Genomic DNA, 22,119 nt, shown 5'->3' on the forward strand with positions numbered 1-22,119 from the left:
AATCCACAGTTGGTGAATATCCAAATTGAATTGTCTGAAAGAGATTTAATTTAAGTTTCGCTAAGTTTCACTTATATAGGCAGAATGAGGGATATTCAATAAAGTAATATGAAAAAAGCACTGAAAACCGTTGGATTGATATGCTCCCCATATGGTAGACAATGGAAATATCCAAAAATCTATCATATGAGGAGCATATTTTTATGTCTAGGAAACAGTATAGTAAGGAGTTGAAACTTGAGCTCGTAAAGAAACACCTTCCAATAAAAGAGCATAAAGGGCTAAAGGCGGAAATTAGTTTTTCATTTTACGGTTGCAAAAAAATAACACAAAAATTAGCACTCACCTCTTGACAGTGCTAACAAATAGTGTTATAGTTCTCCTAGAACAAGAAAAAAGCACAGCATTTCCGGTATGAGAATATTGGAAATGTTTTTCATAGAATAGGAGGGAAGCCTATGAACATCAGTAAGTTTACACAGAAATCCGTACAGGCTGTCCAGGATCTTGAGAAGGTTGCTTATGAATATGGCAATCAGGAGATCGAGGAGGAACACCTTCTGTATGCATTGCTGACACAGGAGGACAGCCTGATTCTCAAACTGATCGAGAAGATGGAGATCCAGAAGGAATATTTTATTGACACAGTTAAGAAAGCACTGGATGCAAAGGTTAAGGTTTCCGGTGGAGAGCTTCGATTTGGTCAGTATCTGAACAAGGCACTGGTCAGTGCAGAGGACGAAGCGAAGGCTATGGGAGATGAGTATGTATCGGTTGAGCATCTGTTTCTTTCTATGCTGAAGAATCCAAGCCCGAGCATGAAGAAGCTATTCAATGAATTCGGAATCACCAGAGAGCGTTTTCTTCAGGCATTATCTACAGTCAGGGGAAACCAGAGAGTTGTCAGTGACAACCCGGAGGCAACCTATGATACCTTGAATAAATACGGTGAGGATCTTGTGGAGAAGGCGAAGAACCAGAAGCTTGATCCGGTGATCGGCCGTGATATGGAGATCCGGAATATTATCCGTATCCTTTCTCGTAAGACCAAGAACAACCCGGTTCTTATCGGTGAGCCTGGCGTTGGTAAAACAGCAGCCATCGAGGGACTGGCACAGCGTATTGTGGCAGGAGATGTACCGGAAGGTCTTAAGAATAAGAAGATTTTTGCCCTGGATATGGGTGCGCTGGTTGCAGGTGCCAAGTATCGTGGTGAGTTTGAGGAACGTCTGAAAGCGGTACTTGAGGAAGTGAAAAAGAGCGAAGGACAGATCATTCTGTTTATCGATGAGCTTCATCTGATTGTGGGTGCAGGTAAGACAGACGGCGCCATGGACGCAGGAAACATGCTGAAGCCTATGCTTGCCAGAGGTGAGTTGCACTGTATCGGTGCAACAACTCTGGATGAGTACCGACAGTACATTGAGAAGGATGCTGCACTTGCCCGTCGTTTCCAGCCGGTTATGGTAAATGAGCCGACAGTGGAAGATACCATTTCCATTCTCCGTGGCCTGAAGGAAAGATATGAGGTATTCCACGGTGTTAAGATCACAGACAGTGCTCTGGTTGCAGCTGCCACACTTTCACACAGATACATTACAGACCGTTTTCTTCCGGATAAGGCCATCGACCTTGTTGATGAAGCCTGTGCGCTGATTAAGACGGAGCTGGATTCCATGCCGACAGAGCTGGATGAGCAGAGACGTAAGATCATGCAGCTGGAGATTGAAGAGTCTGCCCTGAAAAAAGAAACTGACAACTTAAGTAAAGAGCGTCTGGCTGATCTGCAGAAAGAACTTGCAGAGCTGAGAGATACTTTTAATACCCAGAAAGCTCAGTGGGATAATGAGAAGCATTCCGTAGAGAAGCTTCAGAAATTACGTGAGCAGATCGAGGATATCAATAAACAGATCCAGAAAGCAAAACAGAATTACGATCTGGAGAAAGCAGCAGAGCTGCAGTACGGCGAGCTGCCGAAGCTTCAGCAGCAGCTGGAGATTGAGGAAAAGCAGGTTAAGGAGAGTGACAGAAGCCTGGTACATGAGGCTGTCACAGATGATGAGATTGCTCGTATCATTTCCAGATGGACCGGTATTCCGGTAACCAAGCTGACAGAAGGTGAGAGAACCAAGCTGCTGGGCCTTGAGGATGAGCTGCACAAACGTGTAGTAGGACAGGATGAGGGTGTTCGTCTTGTAACAGATGCGATCCTTCGTTCCAAAGCCGGAATCAAGGATCCCACAAAGCCAATCGGTTCATTCCTGTTCCTCGGACCAACCGGTGTTGGTAAAACAGAGCTTGCCAAGACTCTGGCTGCCACACTGTTTGACGATGAGCAGAATATGGTCCGTATCGATATGAGTGAGTACATGGAGAAATATTCCGTGTCCCGTCTGATCGGAGCGCCTCCAGGATATGTCGGATATGAGGAAGGCGGACAGCTGACAGAGGCCGTTCGAAGAAAACCGTACAGTGTTGTTCTTTTTGATGAGATCGAGAAGGCTCACCCGGATGTATTCAATGTACTTCTGCAGGTACTGGACGATGGACGTATCACGGATTCACAGGGACGTACGGTTGATTTTAAGAATACGATCCTGATCATGACTTCCAACATTGGTTCTCCGTACCTTCTTGACGGTATCGACGAGAAGGGAGATATCAAACTGGAGGCACAGGAACAGGTTATGAATGATCTTCGTGGTCACTTCCGTCCGGAATTTCTGAACCGTCTGGATGAGATCATCATGTTCAAGCCGCTGACCAAGGATAATGTAGGTAAGATCGTAGATCTTATGGTCAAAGAGCTCAGCGACCGTCTGGCTGACCAGGAGCTTTCTCTGGAGCTTACAGATGCTGCCAAACAGATGGTAGTGGATAATGGTTATGATCCGGTTTACGGCGCACGTCCTCTGAAGCGTTATCTCCAGAATTATGTGGAGACACTGACAGCCAAGAAGATCCTTTCCGGTGATGTGCATGCCGGAGATACCATTGTGCTGGATGTGCATGCCGGAGCGTTTACCGTCAGCACGAAGTAAAAAATAACTCCATAAAGTTATGATAGATTGACAAGGAAAAGAACTGTCGGTTCTGATAGAAATCCATTTCAGGATGAAGATCGGAACCAGGCAGTTCTTTTTTGGGACAAGGAATGGAATATTTTTATCAAATACTGAAGAAATAAAAAATCCTGAAAAATTTTTTTACTGGCTCTTGACAAAAAATAAAATTGGTAAGATAGTAAATCTGATATTTCAGATCAGACAGCTATCCAGCAGCATCTGGGATATTGGATAAATATCAGATAAAAGGATGGAAACAGATTATGATACCAAAGGACCCGGTAATGCTTTTAAGTTACGTAAATACACAGCTGCGGGATTTTTACAGATCCCTGGATGCCTTCTGTGAGGACAGAGGACTTAACCGGAAAGAACTGGAGGATAAGCTTGACATGATCGATTATGCTTATGATCCGGCTGTGAATCAGTTTGTATAAGAAAATCAGGAACAGAAAGAAGTACCCGTTTCGAATAAAAAAACGAAGCGGGTATTTTTTTTGCGAAAAAAATAGGAAAAACAGCAGAAAATAAATTAGCTTGACAAATTAATTAATAGATTTCAGGTGGAAATTAAAGAAGCTGTAAATCTTAAAAAAGTGTAAAATTTACAAAAACCAGTTGCATTTTTTGTGCAGATGTATATTATATATAGTTAGCCGACTAATTAAAAAAGAAGATCACTGCTTCGTATATCATTAACAAAGAGCAGGTGTCTGATCGGATGAGAGAGGAGTGACAGCGTGTTTTGTAAGGAGGAAGATGAGAAAGAAAGGCAGAGCAGCTTTTTATCTCTGTTTATGAAGGTAGACCGTTATTTTATGACGAAATGCTTTGGTCAGATGCAGGAGCTTGGGATTTATCCGGGACAGATACCGGTTCTGGGGCTTGTGTCCGGAAGGGATGGCCTGAGTCAGCGGGAAATTGCAAAGATCCTGCATATCAAGCCGCCTACGGTAAATGTATCGATACAGAGACTGGAGAAAGCAGGCTTTCTTTATAAGAAACCGGATGAAAAGGACCAGCGTGTGACCAGGATCTACATGACAGAAAAGGGAAAGGAAATCAAGGCAAAAGCACTGGAACGGATCCATAAAAATGAGGCTGTGATGATGGAAGGCTTCAGTGAGGCGGAACAGTGCCTGCTTCGGAGATTTCTGGAGCAGATCCTTGTAAATATCGAAAAGATCCAGCCGGAGGAAGCCATAGAAAAGCTTCATCCGGATGAAATGACAGAAAGGAAGGAACAGAAACGTGATTAAACTGATGAAATATCTGAAACGATCTGCAGGTTACATCGTACTCATCATTGCGCTTCTTTTTCTTCAGGCATACTGTGATCTGTCTCTGCCGAATTACACATCAAATATCATTAATGTGGGAATTCAGCAGAACGGTATTGAAGACAGTGTTCCTGAGAAGATCAGAAAGACGTCTATGGACAGTCTGAAGCTGTTTATGGAAGAGGATGATGCGAAAACTGTGGATGGATTTTATGAGGAAGAGGGAGATGATCTGGTATTAAAGGATAAAATCTCCAAAGAAGACAGAGAAGAACTCAACGATATCTTCGGCAAACCGATGGTGATCGTTTCTACTCTGACGTCCGACAGTGAGGAATCAAAGGCAGCTCTTGCAAAAATGGGAATCCCGGAAGGGACGGATCCACTGGCGGCTCTTTCTCAGATGCCGGCAGAGGCTTTGGCTGCTATGAAGGACCAGGTCGGAGAAAAGATCGACAAGATGCAGGAATCCATCATCACACAGGCAGGTGTTTCCTATGTTCGTGTAGAATATGAAGCTATGGGTGAAGATGTGGATGCCATACAGATGGATTATATGAAGTCAACAGGTATCCGCATGGTGCTGATGGCACTGGTCACCATGATGGCTGCAGTATGTGTGGTATTTCTTTCATCCAGAGTTGCTGCATCTATGGGACATGATCTCCGTGGGCTGGTTTATAACAAAGTCATAGGTTTTTCCAGCAGAGAGTACCATAAGTTTTCAACAGCATCCCTGATTACACGATGCACGAACGATATCCAGCAGATCCAGCAGGTAATGGCTATGATGTTCCGTATCGTGCTTTACGCGCCGATCCTTGGAATCGGTGGTGTGATCCGCGTGCTTCAGAGAGATTCCTCCATGACATGGATCCTTGGGGTGGCCATTGTACTGATCATGGCATTTATGGCAATGCTGTTCAGGATCGCAATGCCGAAATTTACAGCCCTGCAGACCATGGTAGATAAGCTGAACCTGGTAACAAGAGAAATCCTTACCGGTATTCCGGTTATCCGTGCATTCAGCCGGGAGAAACACGAGGAGGAGCGTTTTGAGAATGCAAATATCACTCTGACGAAGACAAACCTCTTTGTAAACCGTTGTATGACATTTATGATGCCGGTGATGATGCTGATCATGAACGCAGTTTCCGTACTGACCATCTACAGCGGTTCTTATGCAGTAGACAGCGGAAGCATGCAGGTTGGTGATGTTATGGCGTTTATCCAGTATGCAATGCAGATCATCATGTCATTTTTGATGATCACAGCAATGTCTATCATGCTGCCGAGAGCAAATGTATCTGCACGCCGTATCAACGAGGTGCTTGAGACAGAAGTCAGTGTCCAGGATCCGGAGGATCCGGTACAGCCTTCCCAGGATGTGAAGGGGACTGTAGAATTTGATCATGTAAGCTTCGCATATCCGGAGGCAGGAGAGAATGTTATCACAGACATTTCCTTCAAGGCAGAAAAAGGTGAGACAGTAGCGATCATCGGAAGTACAGGAAGCGGTAAGAGTACACTGATCAATCTGATCCCGCGTTTCTATGATGCAACAGAAGGATCTGTGAAAGTGGATGGCGTGGATGTCCGGAAAATGACACAGAAGGATGTCCGTGACAGGATCGGTTATGTTCCGCAGAAGGGTGTACTTTTCTCAGGAACCATTGATTCCAATATCCGTTACGGAAAGACAGAGATTTCGGAAGATGCAGTGAAAAAAGCAGCAGAGGTTGCACAGGCTACGGAGTTTATCGACACCAAGCCGGAGCGATATAAGACTCCGATCGCACAGGGAGGAAGCAATGTTTCCGGTGGACAGAAGCAGAGGCTTTCCATTGCCAGAGCTATCGCAAAAGATCCGGAGATCTTTATCTTTGATGACAGCTTTTCCGCACTGGATTTCAAAACAGACAGCACACTTCGAAAAGCGCTGAAAGAACATACAAAAGAAGCAACAACCATTATCGTGGCACAGCGTATCAGTACGATCTTAAATGCAGATAAGATCCTTGTACTGGACGATGGACATATGGCAGGGATCGGAAGCCATAAGGAGCTGATGAAGTCCTGCGAGGTATATCGCCAGATTGCCATGAGTCAGTTATCAGAGGAGGAATTGGCATGAGTCAGCAGAGAAGAAGAGGTCCGATGGGCGGACACGGAATGCAGCCAACAGAGAAGGCCAAGGACTTCAAAGACTCCATGAAAAAGCTCTTTGGCTATATGGGCAGATATAAATTTCGTTTTATCCTGATGTTTATCTTTGCAGTGGCAGGTACAGCGTTTAATATTGCAGGCCCGAAGATACTTGGAAAAGCTACCACAGAGCTGTTCAATGGTCTGGTTGCTAAGGTAAACGGTACAGGCGGTATTGATTTCGGTAAGATCGGAATGATCCTTCTGTGGACTTTGGGACTGTATGTGGCAAGTGCATGCTTTTCCCTGATCCAGGGATTTGTCATGACGGGGATCTCCAATGATGTTACATACAATCTCCGAAAGGATATTTCAAAGAAGATCAACCGTCTGCCAATGAATTATTTCGAGAGCAGAACAAACGGTGAGATCCTTTCCAGGGTGACAAATGATGTGGATACCCTGCAGATGAGCATCAACCAGAGCATGACACAGCTGATCACATCCGTAACAACACTGATCGGTGTATTTATCATGATGCTTTCCATCAACGTGTGGATGACACTGGCAGCAGTGCTGATCCTGCCGGTTTCCATGCTTATCATTAATAAAGTAATGAAACACTCCCAGAAATATTTCCAGGCACAGCAGGAGTATCTGGGAAAAGTAAATGGTCAGGTTGAGGAAAATTTCGGCGGCCATGATGTGGTAAGAGTATTCAACAAAGAGCAGGATGCGCTGAAGGAATTTGAGCATGACAACCAGAAGCTTTATGAGTCTGCATGGAAGTCACAGTTCTTTTCCGGAATGATGATGCCGATCATGCAGTTTGTGGGAAATCTGGGATATGTGATGGTGGCACTTCTCGGAGGGATTTTTGCCATCAAAGGAACTATCGAGGTTGGAGATATCCAGTCCTTCTTCCAGTATATCCGTAACTTTACACAGCCGATCCAGCAGATCGCCCAGGTTACAAACCTTCTGCAGTCCTCGGCGGCAGCTTCTGAGCGGGTATTTGAATTTCTTGAGGAGCCGGAGGAAGAACTTCAGCCGGAGAACCCGGATTCCATTGAGGGACTGGAAGGAAATGTACAGTTTGAGCATGTGAAATTCGGTTATAATCCGGATAAGATCATTGTAAATGATTTTTCCGCAGATGTGCATGACGGTCAGAAGATCGCCATTGTAGGACCTACAGGTGCAGGAAAAACGACGATCGTAAAGCTGCTGATGCGTTTTTATGATGTAAATGGCGGAAGCATCAAGGTTGACGGACATGATATCCGGAACTTCAACCGCAGCAATCTCCGTGAGATGTTCGGAATGGTGTTGCAGGACACTTGGCTGTTTTCCGGAACCATTATGGAAAATATCCGCTATGGAAGACTGGACGCAACGGATGAAGAGGTGATCGCAGCAGCAAAAGCGGCCCATATCCACAACTTTATCATGCAGCAGCCCGGCGGCTATCAGATGGTCCTGGATGAGGAGACCAGTAATGTTTCTCAGGGGCAGAAGCAGTTGCTTACCATTGCAAGAGCGATCCTGGCAGACAATAAGATCCTGATTCTGGATGAGGCCACATCTTCCGTTGATACAAGAACAGAAATGCAGATCCAGAAGGCTATGGATAACCTGATGAAGGGCAGAACCAGCTTTGTTATCGCCCACAGACTTTCTACCATTAAGGATGCAGATCTGATCCTGGTGATGAAGGACGGAGATATCATTGAGCAGGGAGATCATGAAGAGCTGCTGGCACGGAAGGGCTTCTATGCGGATCTGTATAACAGTCAGTTTGAACAAAAACAGGCATAATCCTGTTTTTGTTCATGAGGAAGTAGCGAAGCGGATTCCGAATGTCTGCTTTGCTGAAAGAGGCACAGGCATAAGATAACCTGAGTATTGGGCAGGATTACAGCACCGGAAATGTACTTCCATCCGAAAAACGGATCGGCCACGTTTCCGGTGCTTTTTTTTGCGGATTTTTTTCAGGTTAATGTGGTGAATAAATATTGTATAATTCATATAAAAATGATGGGAATAATAATATAAATTATATGGAAATAGCACAAAATCGTAAGAAAGTACAGTCTGTTCGGAAGAATAAAGAGGAATTCCATGATTCATACAGTATAATAGGATATATCGAGTGTGTGGAAAAACTACAAACTGGAAAATGCGGAATGTTAAAGAGAAGAGAGGTATTTTTATTATGAAACAGAAAGCAATGGATATGAAACTTGTAGTAAAACCGTTGGTTGGATGTCTGACACATACACATTTCTGGGAGGGACCATGTCGTGCCGGACATAAAGAGGATATGACTGTTGAAGCTGAGACAAAAGCAGCTGATGAGGCGTTCAAAAATTCAGTTAAGGGATTACAAGGGGTTATTGATGAGGTAGAATTCACGGAGCCTGTGGATGTCCGCTATAATGAGTCTTTTGTTGTAGATAAAGACCTTTTTGCAAAAATCGGAGAGGATGTTGATGAGATCGATTGCTTCCTCTGCATGGGATGGAGAATTCCTAAGCTTGAGCGTTTCGGAAAGCCGGTCGTTATCTGGCAGAACGGAAACGAAGGAATTGATTTTGCAGCATACTGCCGTTCCATCGGAGTAGAGGCATATGTATGTATGGATCTTCAGGATGTGAATGAGATCATGCATATTCTCTGGGTAAGAAAAGCAGTTCGCAATACAAGGGCGCTTGTACTGACAGCAGGATCTCAGCCTACATTCGGAATTCAGAGTCTGATCCGCGATCCGGAGATCCTTCGTCAGCGTTACGGAGTTGAAGTGGTGAAGCTTCCATTTACATCCATTTTCAAATATATGGATGAGATCACAGATGAGGAAGCAAAACCGATTGCAGATAAGATCATTGCAGGATCTACCGATACACAGGTAAACACAGACTGGTTTATCAATGACGTGAAATATTATCTGGCTGCCAAAAAGATGATGGATATTTATGACTGCAACGCTTTCTCAACCGCATGTCATGAGCTCTGTACAACAGAAATCCCGCAGAACCGTAAATTCACACCATGTATGTGCCATTCCATCATGAAAGACGAGGGAATTCCAAGCGGATGTGAGGAAGATCTTAATGCACTGATGGCCATGCTAATCATGCAGTATGCCGGAAAACGTCCGGCATTCATGGGTAACCCGAACCACGAGACAGACGAGCTTCTCCGCATCCACCATGCAGTACCGGCTCTTCAGATGAACGGTTATGGAACAAAACCGCTGGCATACAAACTCTGGGCATTCACAGGCCAGGGATTCGGTGGAAAACTGCAGGTTGACTTCACAGAGAACGATGATGATTATATCACACTTGGACGTTTCAATCCGGCAGGCGATACCATGTGCATCAAGAAAGGCAAGGTTATCCGTTCTGAATATGCAGATACATACTGCAGTCCGTTCTACTACATCCAGATGGACGATGCAAGAGAATTCATGCACAATCTTGCAGGATTCGGACATCATCAGGTGCTGATCTTCGGTGATTACACAAAGATGATCAAGAAGATTGCAAAAATTATGAACTTCAATATTCTGGAAGGATGATTGGATGATATATCTGAACAACGGGGCAACTTCCTGGCCGAAGCCCCCTGCTGTTTTGGAAGCTGTGCAGGCGTGCCTTAGCGGCACGCCTGCTTCGCAGTTCCGGGGCGGCAGCTCGATCATGAAAAAAGATGTGGAAGTACTTTGCCGGGAAAAACTGGGACAGCTCCTTGGAATCAGGGAAACAGAGAGAATATTTTTTACATCAGGGGCAACAGAAAGCATGAATACAGTCCTTGGGGGGCTGGACTATGGTGAAAAAGGCAGTAGCATCCTGGTAACGCAGACAGAGCATAACAGTGTGCTACGTCCGGTATATAATCTGGAACAGCTGAGAGAACATCCGGTGCTGGTAGTGAAGTGTACGATAAACGGGACAGTGACGGAAGAAGCCCTGGAAACAGCAGTACGACCGGACAGCCGTGTGCTGATCGTGAACCACTGTTCCAACGTGACAGGCTGTGTGCAGGATATGGAGATGATCCGGGAATTTGTAAAGAGACATGGACTGATCCTGATTGTGGATGTGTCGCAGAGTGCTGGCTGTATCCCTGTTGATGCAGATAAATGGGAAGCAGATGCGCTTATTTTTACAGGCCACAAAAGTCTGATGGGAATTCAGGGAACCGGCGGATTTTATGTCAGGAGCGGAATTGAGCTGAAGCCTCTGAAATATGGGGGAACCGGAAGAAACAGCGCACAGCTTACCTACGAGAACAAAGATTATGAGTATGAGGTAGGAACTCAGAACATGCCGGGAATCACAGGACTTCTGGCTGGGGCGGAGTTTATTGAGCAGACAGGACTTGCGGCAATTATGGAAAAAGAAGCTCGTCTGATGGAAATGCTTTATTGTGGTCTGGAACAGATAGAGGGTGTAAGGATCTACGGAAACCATGACGTATGCAGAGGACCTGTGATGAGCCTGAATTTTCAGGGACTGAAAGCTTCGGATGCCGCGTATATTCTGGAAAGCGGATATGGGATCATTGTCCGTTCAGGGCTTCACTGTTCGCCATTGATCCATAAGGCAATGGGAACAGAAGAGGGCGGAACTGTGAGAGTAAGTGTTTCGTGGTTTACGGAGGAGAAGGATATAAAGGAATTTTTAGGAGCTGCGAAGGAAATAGCAGCATCTGTGGCACGGAATATTTAGCAGGCAAGTTACAGAGCAAATTTATACGGATGTATTACGAAGAACGATCACAGGAATCAGTCATATAGGGCAGACAGCAGATCCACGGGAAATCTGCCTGTAAAGGAAAGGGGAATACACGATTATGAAAATAATAGGAAAACAGCCTTCCAGGGAAAAATGTGCAGAATCCGGCTGGTTTGCCTGGGATTATCTTCTGGATGAACCGGTAGAGCGGGAATTCATTCTGAAGCTGAGACCATTGGGTGGATTCACATATCTTGATATGCTGAAACAGCCGTTTTTTAAGATTGACAGCGATTACTATATGATAAAAGGAATTCAGGGTAATGATTATTTCCGCATTGCTGTCCATGGGAAGCACGAAGATCAGCTGGAAGAGTTAGAACGAACTATCACAGATTGCATGGAAAAATAATATCTGCTATAATATTGTGAGCGTAAGAAGACACTGGAAAGGCTGCCGGTCCTGCCGGAAACAGCTGATGCGATGACAGTGTCTGCGTTTACAGGAGGCAGAATTTGCGATTAGAGAGAGACAACATACCCCTTGACAAAGAATTTCCTTTTCAGATTTCAGAGGTGGAACTGACACCGGAGAACAGTCGGCCTGGAAGTTATCACTGGCACAGCTATTTCGAGATCACCTGTGTGTTGGGGGGCAAGGGAAATTATTTTGTAAACGGGCAGGAATATACAATGGAAGAAGATGACATCATCATCTTCAATAATGTGGAGCCTCATGGATGGAAGCTGATCGGTGGAGACATGAAGCTTCTTGTGATGATCTTTTCACCGGAATTCGTGGCCGAAAAGCTGAGTATTTTTGATACGGAATATCTGAAGCCTTTTGTTGAGAGAGGAAGTAATTTTAAGAACCGTATCGGCAGGGAAGAAGAGGTAAGCGGAGAGATCCGTTCCAGTATCTGGGAGATCTATCACGAATGGCAGCAGAAAAAAGAAGGCTATCCGCTGATGATCAAGGCGAATGTACTTCGCATCCTTACCATGCTGATCCGGGCTTATCAGGATGAGAGCAAGTCAGGGGAAATGCTCCGTGAGAAGAAAAATGCAATGAAGCGTCTTGAGCAGGCTTTTAATTACATAGATGATCATTACTGTGAGAAGATCACTCTGGAAGAAGTTGCTTCTTCCGTATATATGAGTTCCAACTATTTTTCTTCTTATTTCCGTAAGGTGACAAATATCAGTTTCAGCGATTATGTCACAAGGATGAGGATCAACCATGCGCGTGAGCTTCTTCGGGAAACAGATAAAAATGTTACGGAAATCGCCATGGAATGCGGATTTAATAATATTTCCAATTTTTACAGACTTTACAAAAAACACGTGGGGAAACCGCCGAAAGATGAGAAGCAGAAGAAACAGTAAAAATAGTTAAAATTCATGAGCGGATAAGTCATAGACGGAAATCAGGCTTCGATGTTAGGATAAAAGTAAGAAATTTTGTCCTGATATCGGAGCTTTTTTATTAGAAAGGCTCCGATATCAGAAACGGAATATTAATGTCTGATTTACCGGACAGATAAGGAGAAGGGAAATTATGGTTAAAACAGATAGCTATGTACAGTTTGAAGCAGGAAAGCTGACATACCGGGTGGTTCCGGTGACAGAGGAGATCATCCGCATGATCGTTTCCGGAAAAGAGATCAAAGAGGCACAGGACTCCCTGATCATTGAGAAAAAAGAATATCCTGAGGTTGATTTTTCAGCAGAGGAAAATGCAGGAAGTATCATTGTGAAAACTGTGAAAGTTTGTGCAGAGATCAACACTGCATCCGGTGATATCATCTGGAAGCATGCAGACGGAAGCAAGTGGCTTTCCCAGAAGAAACCGGAACTGACTGAAACAGATGTGATCCACTATAATACAGGCGATGAGGAGCCGATCATCAACCGTGTAAAGACAGTTGACGGTGAGAGGAATTTTATCCAGAATCTGAAAGCTGAGAAAGTAAGAACAGCATATCGTGGAAAACTGTTCTTCACATGGAAAGAGGATGAGGAAATCCATGGGCTTGGCCAGGCAGAGGAAGGTATTTACAATTACAGAGGTCACTGCCAGTACTTATATCAGCATAACATGCGTATCCCGATGCCGGTTTTGGTTTCCACAGAAGGATATGGAATTCTTGTTGACTGCTGTTCACTTATGACTTTTAATGATGATCTGAAAGATTCCTATCTGTTTCTGGATACTGTAGATCAGATCGATTATTATTTTATGGGCGGTCATACTATGGATGAGATCATCCATGATTACCGTTATCTTACAGGCAAGGCGCAGATGCTGCCGAAATGGGCTTATGGCTATGTACAGTCCAAAGAGCAGTATTACACGGCAAAAGAGCTTCTTGAGATTGTTCGCCACTACCGTAAGATCGGGGTTCCGCTTGACTGTGTGGTACAGGACTGGAATACCTGGGATCCTGGAAACTGGGGCGAGAAGATCCTGGATCAGAAGCGTTACGGAGATATGAAAGAATGTGCGGAGGAAATCCACAAACTGAATGCCCATACCATGGTTTCCGTATGGCCGAATATGAATGCAGGCGGCAAGAACCATACAGAGTTTTTTAAGACTGGTCATCTTCTTTATGATTATGCGACTTATGATGCTTTTAATGAAGAAGCGAGAGAAATGTACTGGAAACAGGCACAGGAAGGACTTTTTGACCAGGGCTTTGATTCCTGGTGGTGCGATTCCACAGAACCGTTTTCCGGTCCTGACTGGAGTGGTGCAGCAAAGAGAGAGCCATGGGAAAGATATGAGCTTGTCGGCGGTGAGCACAAGAAATATCTGGATCCTGCTGTTGCCAATGCTTTTGCACTGATGCATGCAAAGGGAATTTATGAGAATCAGAGAAAAACTACAGAAGAGAAACGAGTTCTTAACCTGACACGTTCCGGCTATGCTTCCGGCCAGAAATATTCTGCAATGCTGTGGTCAGGCGATACCTGTGCATCCTGGGATAATCTTAAGACACAGATCGTGGAAGGCCTGAATATGGGACTGAGTGGATATCCATACTGGACACTGGATATCGGCGCTTTCTTTACAGTTGCTGATAAGTGGCAGAACCGTGGATGCGGCTGCAACACAGATCCGGAGCCGAAATGGTTCTGGCAGGGCAAATATAACGAAGGTGTGAAGGATAAAGGATACTGTGAGCTGTATACAAGATGGCTGGAGATGGGAACCTTCCTTCCGATGTTCCGTTCCCATGGAACTGATACACCAAGAGAAATCTGGAACTTTGGTGAAAAAGGAACCATGTTCTATGATGCCATCGAGAAGTTTATCAAGCTCCGTTATCATCTGATGCCGTATATTTATTCCCTTGCAGGTGCTGTACATTTTAATGATTATACGATTATGAGAAGCCTTCTCTTTGACTTCCCGGAGGATAAAGAAGCACGCAAGGTTGAGAATGAGTTTATGTTCGGACCGTCCCTTCTGATCTGTGCTGTTACAGAGCCGATGTATTACGGACCGGAGAGTACTGAGCTCCATAGAGAGAAAACATGGAAATGCTATCTCCCGGCAGGTACGAAATGGTACGATTACTGGACAAACAAGGAGTATGAAGGCGGCCAGTACGTAACCGTAGATGCTCCGATCGACCGGATGCCGATCTTTGTAAAAGTAGGAAGTATCCTTCCTGTTGCAGAGGGACTTGTTTATGCATCCCAGAAACCGGAGGAGCCGGTGAAACTTATGGTATATCCAGGTGAAGACTGCAAGTTCACTATTTATGAGGATGAGGGAAATAACTACAATTTTGAAAACGGTGCTTATGCAACAACAGAGCTTACCTGGGATGATAAAACAGGAACTCTGACTGTTGGCGGGCGTCAGGGAAGTTATCCGGGAATGGAAGAAGTTTCCTACGTGACTGAAGTTGTAAAATAAAATAATCGATAATAAGGAAAGACTGTCTGAAAAGGTGCCTGGCATCTCTTTGGGCAGCCTTTTTTTACTCTATACATCGTGACGGCTTTCGGGTATAATTCTGTAATAAGGCATTTTTATGCCTGAGAAAAAACAACAGAAACGGGAGGATTTTACCATGATCATAACAACAACGCCATCTGTAGAGGGAAGAGCAATCCGTGAATATAAAGGAATCGCATTCGGAGAAGTGATCACAGGAGTAAATTTCATGAAAGATCTTGGAGCAGGTCTTCGGAATTTCTTTGGCGGCAGAAGCGCCGGTTATGAGGAAGAACTTCAGAAAGCCAGAGGAGAAGCCCTGGCAGAGCTGGAGCAGCGTGCAGGTGCAATGGGAGCTAATGCAGTGATCGGTGTGGATATTGACTACGAAGTGCTTGGTGCAGATAATGGAATGCTGATGGTAACAGCAAGCGGAACTGCTGTAGTGGTGGATTAAGGCTTATGGCAGCGGTAAAAAACGGACGTGAATACCTTTCACATGTGACAGAGTCATTAAAGCACAGGATCGCACAGCTGGATGAATCCATAGAGGCCGGACAGAAAGAAATCGAAGGTATGCATGAGTACTACTGGGAAAACTATACAGAGATGGACCAGTACGGATATGAGAATTTTGATAACCAGCAGGCACTTCTCCATGAGATCAATGCCAGCAATGAGAAGATCGAACTGCGTCGGAGATTCAGGAAGATGATGGATTCACCGTTTTTCGGAAGGGTGGATTTCTGCTATGAAGGAGAAGATGAGCCGGAGATATTTTATATCGGAATTGCGAACCTGGCTGAGGAGAACGGCGGACTTCCGCTGATCTATGACTGGAGAGCACCTGTGTCCGGACTGTTCTATGATTTTGACAAGGGACCGGCTTCCTACCAGGCTCCGCTTGGCGAGATCCACGGGGATATTGCTGCCAAGTGGCAGTACAAGATCCGCGGTGGAAAAATGATCTATGAGTTTGAGAGTGATGTGAAGATCGACGATGAGATCCTGAAGGCAGAGCTTGGAAGCAACGGTGATGTACAGCTGAAGAATATTATCCGCACGATCCAGAAGGAGCAGAATGCGATCATCCGAAACACTTCGGATCGTATCATGGTGATCCAGGGAGCAGCAGGAAGCGGAAAGACTTCCATTGCCCTGCACAGGATCGCTTATCTCCTGTATCATGACAGGAAAAATCTGAAATCTTCTTCTGTGCTGGTGCTTTCACCGAATGGGGTGTTCTCGGACTATATTTCCCATATCCTGCCGGAGCTTGGCGAGGAGAATATCCGGGAGATGAGCTTTGACCTTTTTGCATACAAGAGACTGAAAAATGTTGTTTCTGACTGTGAAGATAGATATGATCTGATCGAGCGTCAGATTGCAGGATTATGCGATGAAAAGCTTCTGAAAGAGAAACTGTCACGGGATTTTCTGGATCGTATGGAAGGATATCTGGTGGAGCTTGAGGACAGCCTTATGAACTTCCGTGATGTGGAACACAGAGGCGTGGTCAAAAAAGAGCAGGAGATCATAGAGCTTTTTTACTTTAAATTCATGGATATCCCGCTGCTTTCCAGAATGGATGCAGTAGCAGAATATTTCATTGATGAGGTGGAGACTCTTAAGGGATTCGATCTTCCGGATGAGGAAAGGGAGGCTGTGAAGAGCCGTTTCTACAGGATGTATGAGACAAGAGATCTCTATGTGCTGTACAACCGTTTCCTGAGACAGGAAGGTTTTCCTTCTCTTCCACAGGTTCAGTATGAAAAAAGAAAGCTGCGCTATGAGGATGTGTATCCGGTTTTGTATCTGAAATATCGGCTGGAAACTCAGCAGGAGGATTCCGGTGTGCGCCATCTGATCGTGGATGAGATGCAGGATTATTCCATGATCCAGTATCTGATCATTCAGAGACTCTTTAAATGTAGGATGACTATTCTTGGGGACAGAGAACAGACTATGGACGGCGAGCAACAGGATGTGCTGACATTTCTGCCTAAGATCTTTGGAAAAGATATACGCAGGATCGTGATGAACAAGAGCTACCGTAATACTGTTGAGATTGCGTCTTATGCCAATAAACTGGCGGGAATTACGGAAGTGGAGCTTTTTGAACGTCATGGAAAACCTGTTGTGGAAAAAGAATTTCCGGGGCTTGAGGAGGCACTGGAGAGCGTAGTGAGAGAGCTGCGGCTTGAGAAGCAGGCAGTCATAGCTGAGAATGCAGATGAAGGTGTTGAAGATATTATTTCATATGAAACAGCAGCAGTGATCGCAAGAACTGCAGATGAAGCAAGGGAAACTTACTACATTCTGAAGGAGAAGCTGGAAGCAGAAGGCTTTGATACCAAGGAGCGTTTGTCCCTTCTTCACAGAGACAGCACAAACTTCCAAAAAGGCCTGACTGTCACAACATTCTACATGGCAAAGGGGCTGGAGTTTGATCAAGTATTTTCTGTATTTCCTGGGGAAGACCGAAGTCCGATCGTGGAGCGGGCGAGATATATTGCGGCGACGAGAGCTCTTCATGAATTGTATATGTATGAAGTTGTGAAATAAAATATAAAAAGTCATTTCAGAAGCCGGATGCTTTGGGAACAGAGCATAACCGGACGTCGTGAAATGACTTTTTTGTTTATATATACCTGGAAAATTTATTAACTGATCTGCTGGCGCTCTCCCTCATCTTTATATTCCAGAGGGCTTTTCCCTGTATGTTTCTTAAAGATCCTGCTGAAATATCCCTGGTCGTGATAGCCGCACATTTCACCGATCTGTTTTACAGAAAGGGAAGGCTCATGGATCAGCAGCTTCTGTGCATGGCTCATCCGGAGATTGATCAGATATTTGGTAGGGGTGCAGTCATAGACCTGACAGAAGATTTTGGTCAGGTAGCTGGGACTGTAGTTCATGGTTCCTGCAATCAGGTTCAGGTTGATATCCTCTGCATAATTCTGTACCATGAAGTTCTTGAGAAGCTCTGCAATCTGTCCCGGTGACATGCAGGAAGCACCTGGGGCGAATACGGTTTCGTAGTCATCACGTTTGATCTGAAGTTCCTGTTTGATCTTAAGGAGAACATTTTGGAGTTCGTCCGGATCTACAGGCTTCAGAAGGTAATCAGAAACCTTCAGCGTGATGGCTTTTTTTGCGTATTCAAAATCAGAAAATCCGCTGGTGATCACAAATTTCGTAAAGGGAAACTGATCACGGATCCTGGTGAGCAGGGTGATTCCGTCCATGACGGGCATCTTGATATCCGTAAATACCACATCCGGGCTCATCTGTTCCACCAGCGAGAGGGCCTGTGCACCTGTCTGTGCTGTGCCGATCACCTGAAAATCAGGATCTGCTTTTTCAATCTTATGTACCAGATTATTCAGAAGAAGTTCTTCATCTTCTGCCACAATAACAGTATAGTTCATAGTATTATTCCTCCGCATCTGTCTGAAAATACCGTCCAATAGAAACAATTCCGTGGCCGTCCGCTGTATTTCCATACCTGAAAATGATGTCATCTTTGCAGAAGAGTTTCCAGCGGAGAAATACATTGACAGTGCCAAGACCGTTGATCTTCAAAGCAGGCATGCCGGGATTTCGAATGGCATTCATGATATCTGAATTTATTTTTTTCTTGGCTTTTTCAGTGAATCCCGGTCCGGTGTCTGTAACATCGATCTGCCAGCTGTTTTGGTTTATTGTACTGCTGATTGTGATAGTCCATGGCGGTTCGCAGTCAGAACCATATTTGATAGCGTTTTCCACAATAGGCTGGATGATCAGCTTCGGAACCGGCTGATCCAGAAGAGATTCATCCACATCAATGGAATAATTCAGACTGGACTGGTAGCGGACCTTCATGCAGTAGAGATATTTCTGGACATAATCAAGCTCTTCGCGGAGTGTTACAGTTGTTTCAGCAGTATTGGTAATATAACGCATGATCCTGGAAAGATTGCGGCACATTTTTTCCACGGTATCCGTATCTCCGTTTTCTGCAAGCACCATAATGCTGGAAAGAGAGTTGTAATAAAAATGAGGATTAATCTGACTCTGCAAAGCCATGCTGCGTGCTTTCATTTCCTGCTCCTTGGCTTCGTTAAGCTGAGTCATGGAATCTTTTAGGTTATCGCTCATCAGCTGGAATGCCTGATACAGTTCTTCCAGTTCATTGACGGAAACCGGATAGGAAGTGACTTTTTCCTGGCCGAGAGTGTCCAGTTCCATACGTTGGATAATGTGCTTCAGGTGTTTCACCGGTTTTACTACAGAACGGGAAAGCCTGTAGGAAACGATTACTGCTGCGGCAAGAAAAGCAGCAACAACAGCCAGAAGGATCTTCAGCATTTTGTATACAGGGGCAAGGATCACAGATTCCGGCTGGATAGTCAGATAAGTGTAGCCTGTATATGCGGAATTCAGTCTGGAGACGTATTCTTTCTGATCTGTGACGGGACTCTGTACGGTAAGGGTATCCTGGTCAGAATCAGTAAGTTTGTAATATTTTGAAATATCATTGGCATCGTCGGCTGTGATATCATAAGGATAGATAAGATCGCCGGAATCATTGAAAACATAGACACTGGCAGCGTTTCCGTGATTTTTTTTCTCATAGGAAATGATGCTCTTAAAGATGGATTTACATTGTTTAGCGGTTTCAATCACGCCGACACCACGGCCGTACTGGTTGGTGAAGGAGCGGTACAGGGAGATGAACCACTGGGGATAGCGGGCAGATTTGGAATAGACGTAAGTGCTGTAAGGAGCTGTCAGGACTTTTTTTCCGTTGGCTTCACGGGCTTTCTGGATCCATTCATTATGAGAGTCGTCGCTTTTTTTGACCATGGTGGAAAGGCCGGCCTGGAGCACATATCCGGAGAAATCATAAAGATTTACCTGATCAGCTTTCAATTCGGTGCCGCTTAAGGAGATAAAAAGATCGGACATGGCAGAAAGCATTTCATCGGAAATATTAAGGTCAAATTTCTGGTCGAGAACGGATTTCGACATGTTGCTGTAATTGATGTTTACAGATACAGTGTCAAGATTCTGGATTGCAGAGTCTACCTGGGACTGAAATGTGGAATTTAAGGTGCTCATGGCACTGATCTGGCTTTTCTTCAGCTGCCCGGATGCAAAAACATAAAAGAATATGGCAAAAGAAAAAAGGATCAGGCAGGCCATGCCAAGATAGGCGATAAAAAGTTTGGACTGCAGACTGCGTGTTTTCATATTGGTAAGCCCCCTGTGTGTGAAATGGTCGTGCAAAACATTGGCTAAAAGTATAGCACATTTGTAAAAAAAGTACAAACCGTAAAAATGTAATTCTGAAATAGTGCTTGAAAATGTCAATAGAAACTTGTGTATAGTTACGGAAAATATGAAAAAAGTATAATGAACTGTGAAAAAAGTACAAATACAGGGCAGGAATATCCATGGCTTTTAAAATGATCAGATGATAAACTAATATCATCAAGAGAGAACGAAAAATCAGTTCAAAAAAAGGAGGAAACATTAATGAAAAGAAAGAGATTTCTGGCAGTAGCCTGTGCAGCAGCAATGATCGCTTCCATGACGACAGGACTTGCAGTGAACGTATCTGCAGCGGATGAGAAGAGCGATTTCGCAGGCGAGGAGCTCAGCATCCTGGTTTCAGCAGGATGGATGGACAATCGTTACGATGAGACAATTAAACGTTTTGAGGATACCTACGATGTTACCGTAGACCTTCAGACGATTCCGGCTGATCAGTATTCAGATCTTCTTCAGTCCAAACTTGCTACAGATTCCTGTGCAGATATCTTCTGGATCCAGTCCAACCCGTTTGCAATTGAATCTACCATCGTTGATCCTGAGAAATACTGCATCGACTTTACAGGAGCTTCCTGGGAGAATGTTATGCCGGAGACAAGAAAAGAGTCCTGCGTATACAATGACAAACTGTACGGACTTCAGATCTGGAACGCATCTCCGGAGTATGTAATGGTTTACAACAAGACACTGTTCGAAGAGAACGGCTGGGAAGTACCGACAACATATGATGAGCTGAAAGAACTCTGCGGTAAGATCCAGGATGCAGGAATCACACCTTGGTTCATGCCTGGTGCAGATGGATGGCAGCATCAGCTGGCATTTTTCCAGATCGGCGGCGTTTATGAAGAAGCAACACCTGGTCTATATGACGAATTAAATGAAAACAAAGCAACATTTGCAGATAACGAGAAGATGCTTGAAGTTCTGAATGAGTTCAAAGAACTCTCTGATGCAGGATACTTCGGAGAAGACTGGATCGGAACAGACAGTACAAACATGTCCAACGAATTTGGTGACAGAAACTGTGCAATGGCACTTGCAAATTCCAGTTTCATCAAACAGATCCAGGAAGACACAGGCACATCTGATGAGTTTGGAATGTTCCTTGAGCCACTTGGCGACAATACCTGGTATCCAAGCAGCAACTCCGGCCCGACAATGTTTGGTTACAAGGGAACAGAGCATGAGGATCTTGTAAAAGAGTTTTTCAACTTCGTTACAACAACAGAGAGCCTTCAGGAAATTCTTGACAACTCTCCGGCATACACAAACCTTGACGTTAACGATGACAAGCTTGAGCAGCACTGGCTGCCGGAGGAGCAGGAGTTCCTTAAAACAGTTCCGGATGACAAGAAGGCTGTTGTAACACTTCAGACAGGTACAAAATATACAAACGATTACTGGACACAGTTTGGTCAGGATATGGTTGCATTCTGCCAGGGCGAGATGGAAGCAAACGATGTTCTTAAGAACATGGATACCAACCGTGCTGAGGCAGCAAAAACTGTAGGCGACGAGAACTGGAAATAAATAACAGAAATTAAAACTAGTTGACCCGAAGGCAGAGCCGGTATTTGCCGGCTCTGTTTTAACTTAAAACAGGAGGTGCTTTCTGT

At 44.6% G+C, this 22,119-nt stretch carries 16 protein-coding genes; 14 read left to right on the forward strand and 2 right to left on the reverse strand.

All coding sequences use genetic code 11. From position 1 onward, the window contains the following. Nucleotides 1–203 precede the first annotated feature (203 nt). From GPK58_RS05335 to GPK58_RS05395, 13 genes are all read left to right on the forward strand, one after another. Complete coding sequence (locus tag GPK58_RS05335; RefSeq protein ID WP_156906918.1) at nt 204–353, forward strand: hypothetical protein; 150 nt, start codon at nt 204–206, stop codon at nt 351–353. Between the two features lie 105 nt (nt 354–458). Continuing rightward, on the forward strand, nt 459–3,041 hold the full coding sequence (gene clpB, locus GPK58_RS05340; RefSeq protein WP_215638332.1) for an ATP-dependent chaperone ClpB: 2,583 nt from the start codon (nt 459–461) through the stop codon (nt 3,039–3,041). Between the two features lie 287 nt (nt 3,042–3,328). Continuing rightward, nucleotides 3,329–3,502, forward strand: a complete 174-nt coding sequence (locus GPK58_RS05345; protein ID WP_044961487.1) for a DUF4250 domain-containing protein — start codon at nt 3,329–3,331, stop codon at nt 3,500–3,502. 303 nt (nt 3,503–3,805) lie between these two features. Next, nucleotides 3,806–4,324, forward strand: a complete 519-nt coding sequence (locus GPK58_RS05350) for a MarR family winged helix-turn-helix transcriptional regulator (RefSeq protein ID WP_021651325.1) — start codon at nt 3,806–3,808, stop codon at nt 4,322–4,324. After that, a complete protein-coding gene (locus tag GPK58_RS05355) occupies nt 4,317–6,479 on the forward strand; it encodes an ABC transporter ATP-binding protein (RefSeq protein WP_215638333.1) in 2,163 nt (720 codons plus the stop codon). The genes GPK58_RS05350 and GPK58_RS05355 overlap by 8 nt, the downstream gene beginning before the upstream one ends. Beyond that, a complete protein-coding gene (locus GPK58_RS05360; protein ID WP_015527233.1) occupies nt 6,476–8,308 on the forward strand; it encodes an ABC transporter ATP-binding protein in 1,833 nt (610 codons plus the stop codon). Before GPK58_RS05355 ends, GPK58_RS05360 begins: the two co-directional genes overlap by 4 nt. A gap of 397 nt (nt 8,309–8,705) precedes the next feature. Then, nucleotides 8,706–10,073 carry a hypothetical protein gene (locus GPK58_RS05365; RefSeq protein ID WP_092068733.1) on the forward strand — a complete coding sequence of 456 codons (1,368 nt, stop codon included), beginning with the start codon at nt 8,706–8,708 and terminating at the stop codon, nt 10,071–10,073. Nucleotides 10,074–10,077: 4 nt separating this feature from the next. Further along, on the forward strand, nt 10,078–11,229 hold the full coding sequence (locus GPK58_RS05370) for an aminotransferase class V-fold PLP-dependent enzyme (RefSeq protein ID WP_110103240.1): 1,152 nt from the start codon (nt 10,078–10,080) through the stop codon (nt 11,227–11,229). A 124-nt stretch (nt 11,230–11,353) separates the two neighbouring features. Beyond that, nucleotides 11,354–11,647 (forward strand): hypothetical protein, encoded by a 294-nt coding sequence (locus tag GPK58_RS05375; protein ID WP_110103239.1) that lies wholly within the window; start codon nt 11,354–11,356, stop codon nt 11,645–11,647. Between the two features lie 104 nt (nt 11,648–11,751). Beyond that, entirely contained in the window at nt 11,752–12,621 is an 870-nt protein-coding gene (locus tag GPK58_RS05380; RefSeq protein WP_092068404.1) for an AraC family transcriptional regulator, read from the forward strand. 172 nt (nt 12,622–12,793) lie between these two features. Continuing rightward, nucleotides 12,794–15,163: a glycoside hydrolase family 31 protein gene (locus GPK58_RS05385; protein ID WP_092068401.1), complete on the forward strand. Its 2,370-nt coding sequence runs from the start codon at nt 12,794–12,796 to the stop codon at nt 15,161–15,163. A gap of 157 nt (nt 15,164–15,320) precedes the next feature. Next, a complete protein-coding gene (locus GPK58_RS05390) occupies nt 15,321–15,641 on the forward strand; it encodes a putative heavy metal-binding protein (protein ID WP_015527228.1) in 321 nt (106 codons plus the stop codon). A gap of 5 nt (nt 15,642–15,646) precedes the next feature. After that, nucleotides 15,647–17,749, forward strand: a complete 2,103-nt coding sequence (locus GPK58_RS05395; RefSeq protein WP_092068398.1) for a HelD family protein — start codon at nt 15,647–15,649, stop codon at nt 17,747–17,749. Nucleotides 17,750–17,847: 98 nt separating this feature from the next. Here the strand turns inward: GPK58_RS05395 and GPK58_RS05400 are convergent, their stop codons facing one another. Next, the gene (locus GPK58_RS05400) at nt 17,848–18,615 is read right to left on the reverse strand and encodes a response regulator transcription factor (protein ID WP_092068395.1); all 768 of its coding nucleotides are present in this window, start codon (nt 18,613–18,615) and stop codon (nt 17,848–17,850) included. A 4-nt stretch (nt 18,616–18,619) separates the two neighbouring features. Further along, nucleotides 18,620–20,422 carry a sensor histidine kinase gene (locus tag GPK58_RS05405; protein ID WP_092068390.1) on the reverse strand — a complete coding sequence of 601 codons (1,803 nt, stop codon included), beginning with the start codon at nt 20,420–20,422 and terminating at the stop codon, nt 18,620–18,622. A gap of 285 nt (nt 20,423–20,707) precedes the next feature. Here GPK58_RS05405 and GPK58_RS05410 point away from each other — a divergent pair, with 285 nt between their 5' ends. After that, nucleotides 20,708–22,033 (forward strand): ABC transporter substrate-binding protein, encoded by a 1,326-nt coding sequence (locus GPK58_RS05410; protein ID WP_015527223.1) that lies wholly within the window; start codon nt 20,708–20,710, stop codon nt 22,031–22,033. Nucleotides 22,034–22,119: the final 86 nt, after the last annotated feature.

It is taken from the genome of Blautia sp. MCC270, assembly GCF_018785605.1.
Classification (GTDB): domain Bacteria; phylum Bacillota; class Clostridia; order Lachnospirales; family Lachnospiraceae; genus Blautia_A; species Blautia_A fusiformis.

What these genes read in the sequence shown, in the direction of transcription:
- GPK58_RS05335 (WP_156906918.1), top strand. Translation starts at nt 204, where the DNA reads ATGTCTAGGAAACAGTATAGTAAGGAGTTGAAACTTGAGCTCGTAAAG.
- GPK58_RS05370 (WP_110103240.1), top strand. Translation starts at nt 10,078, where the DNA reads ATGATATATCTGAACAACGGGGCAACTTCCTGGCCGAAGCCCCCTGCT.
- GPK58_RS05395 (WP_092068398.1), top strand. Translation starts at nt 15,647, where the DNA reads ATGGCAGCGGTAAAAAACGGACGTGAATACCTTTCACATGTGACAGAG.
- GPK58_RS05410 (WP_015527223.1), top strand. Translation starts at nt 20,708, where the DNA reads ATGAAAAGAAAGAGATTTCTGGCAGTAGCCTGTGCAGCAGCAATGATC.
- GPK58_RS05375 (WP_110103239.1), top strand. Translation starts at nt 11,354, where the DNA reads ATGAAAATAATAGGAAAACAGCCTTCCAGGGAAAAATGTGCAGAATCC.
- GPK58_RS05385 (WP_092068401.1), top strand. Translation starts at nt 12,794, where the DNA reads ATGGTTAAAACAGATAGCTATGTACAGTTTGAAGCAGGAAAGCTGACA.
- GPK58_RS05365 (WP_092068733.1), top strand. Translation starts at nt 8,706, where the DNA reads ATGAAACAGAAAGCAATGGATATGAAACTTGTAGTAAAACCGTTGGTT.
- clpB (WP_215638332.1), top strand. Translation starts at nt 459, where the DNA reads ATGAACATCAGTAAGTTTACACAGAAATCCGTACAGGCTGTCCAGGAT.
- GPK58_RS05345 (WP_044961487.1), top strand. Translation starts at nt 3,329, where the DNA reads ATGATACCAAAGGACCCGGTAATGCTTTTAAGTTACGTAAATACACAG.
- GPK58_RS05360 (WP_015527233.1), top strand. Translation starts at nt 6,476, where the DNA reads ATGAGTCAGCAGAGAAGAAGAGGTCCGATGGGCGGACACGGAATGCAG.
- GPK58_RS05400 (WP_092068395.1), bottom strand. Translation starts at nt 18,615, where the DNA reads ATGAACTATACTGTTATTGTGGCAGAAGATGAAGAACTTCTTCTGAAT.
- GPK58_RS05390 (WP_015527228.1), top strand. Translation starts at nt 15,321, where the DNA reads ATGATCATAACAACAACGCCATCTGTAGAGGGAAGAGCAATCCGTGAA.
- GPK58_RS05405 (WP_092068390.1), bottom strand. Translation starts at nt 20,422, where the DNA reads ATGAAAACACGCAGTCTGCAGTCCAAACTTTTTATCGCCTATCTTGGC.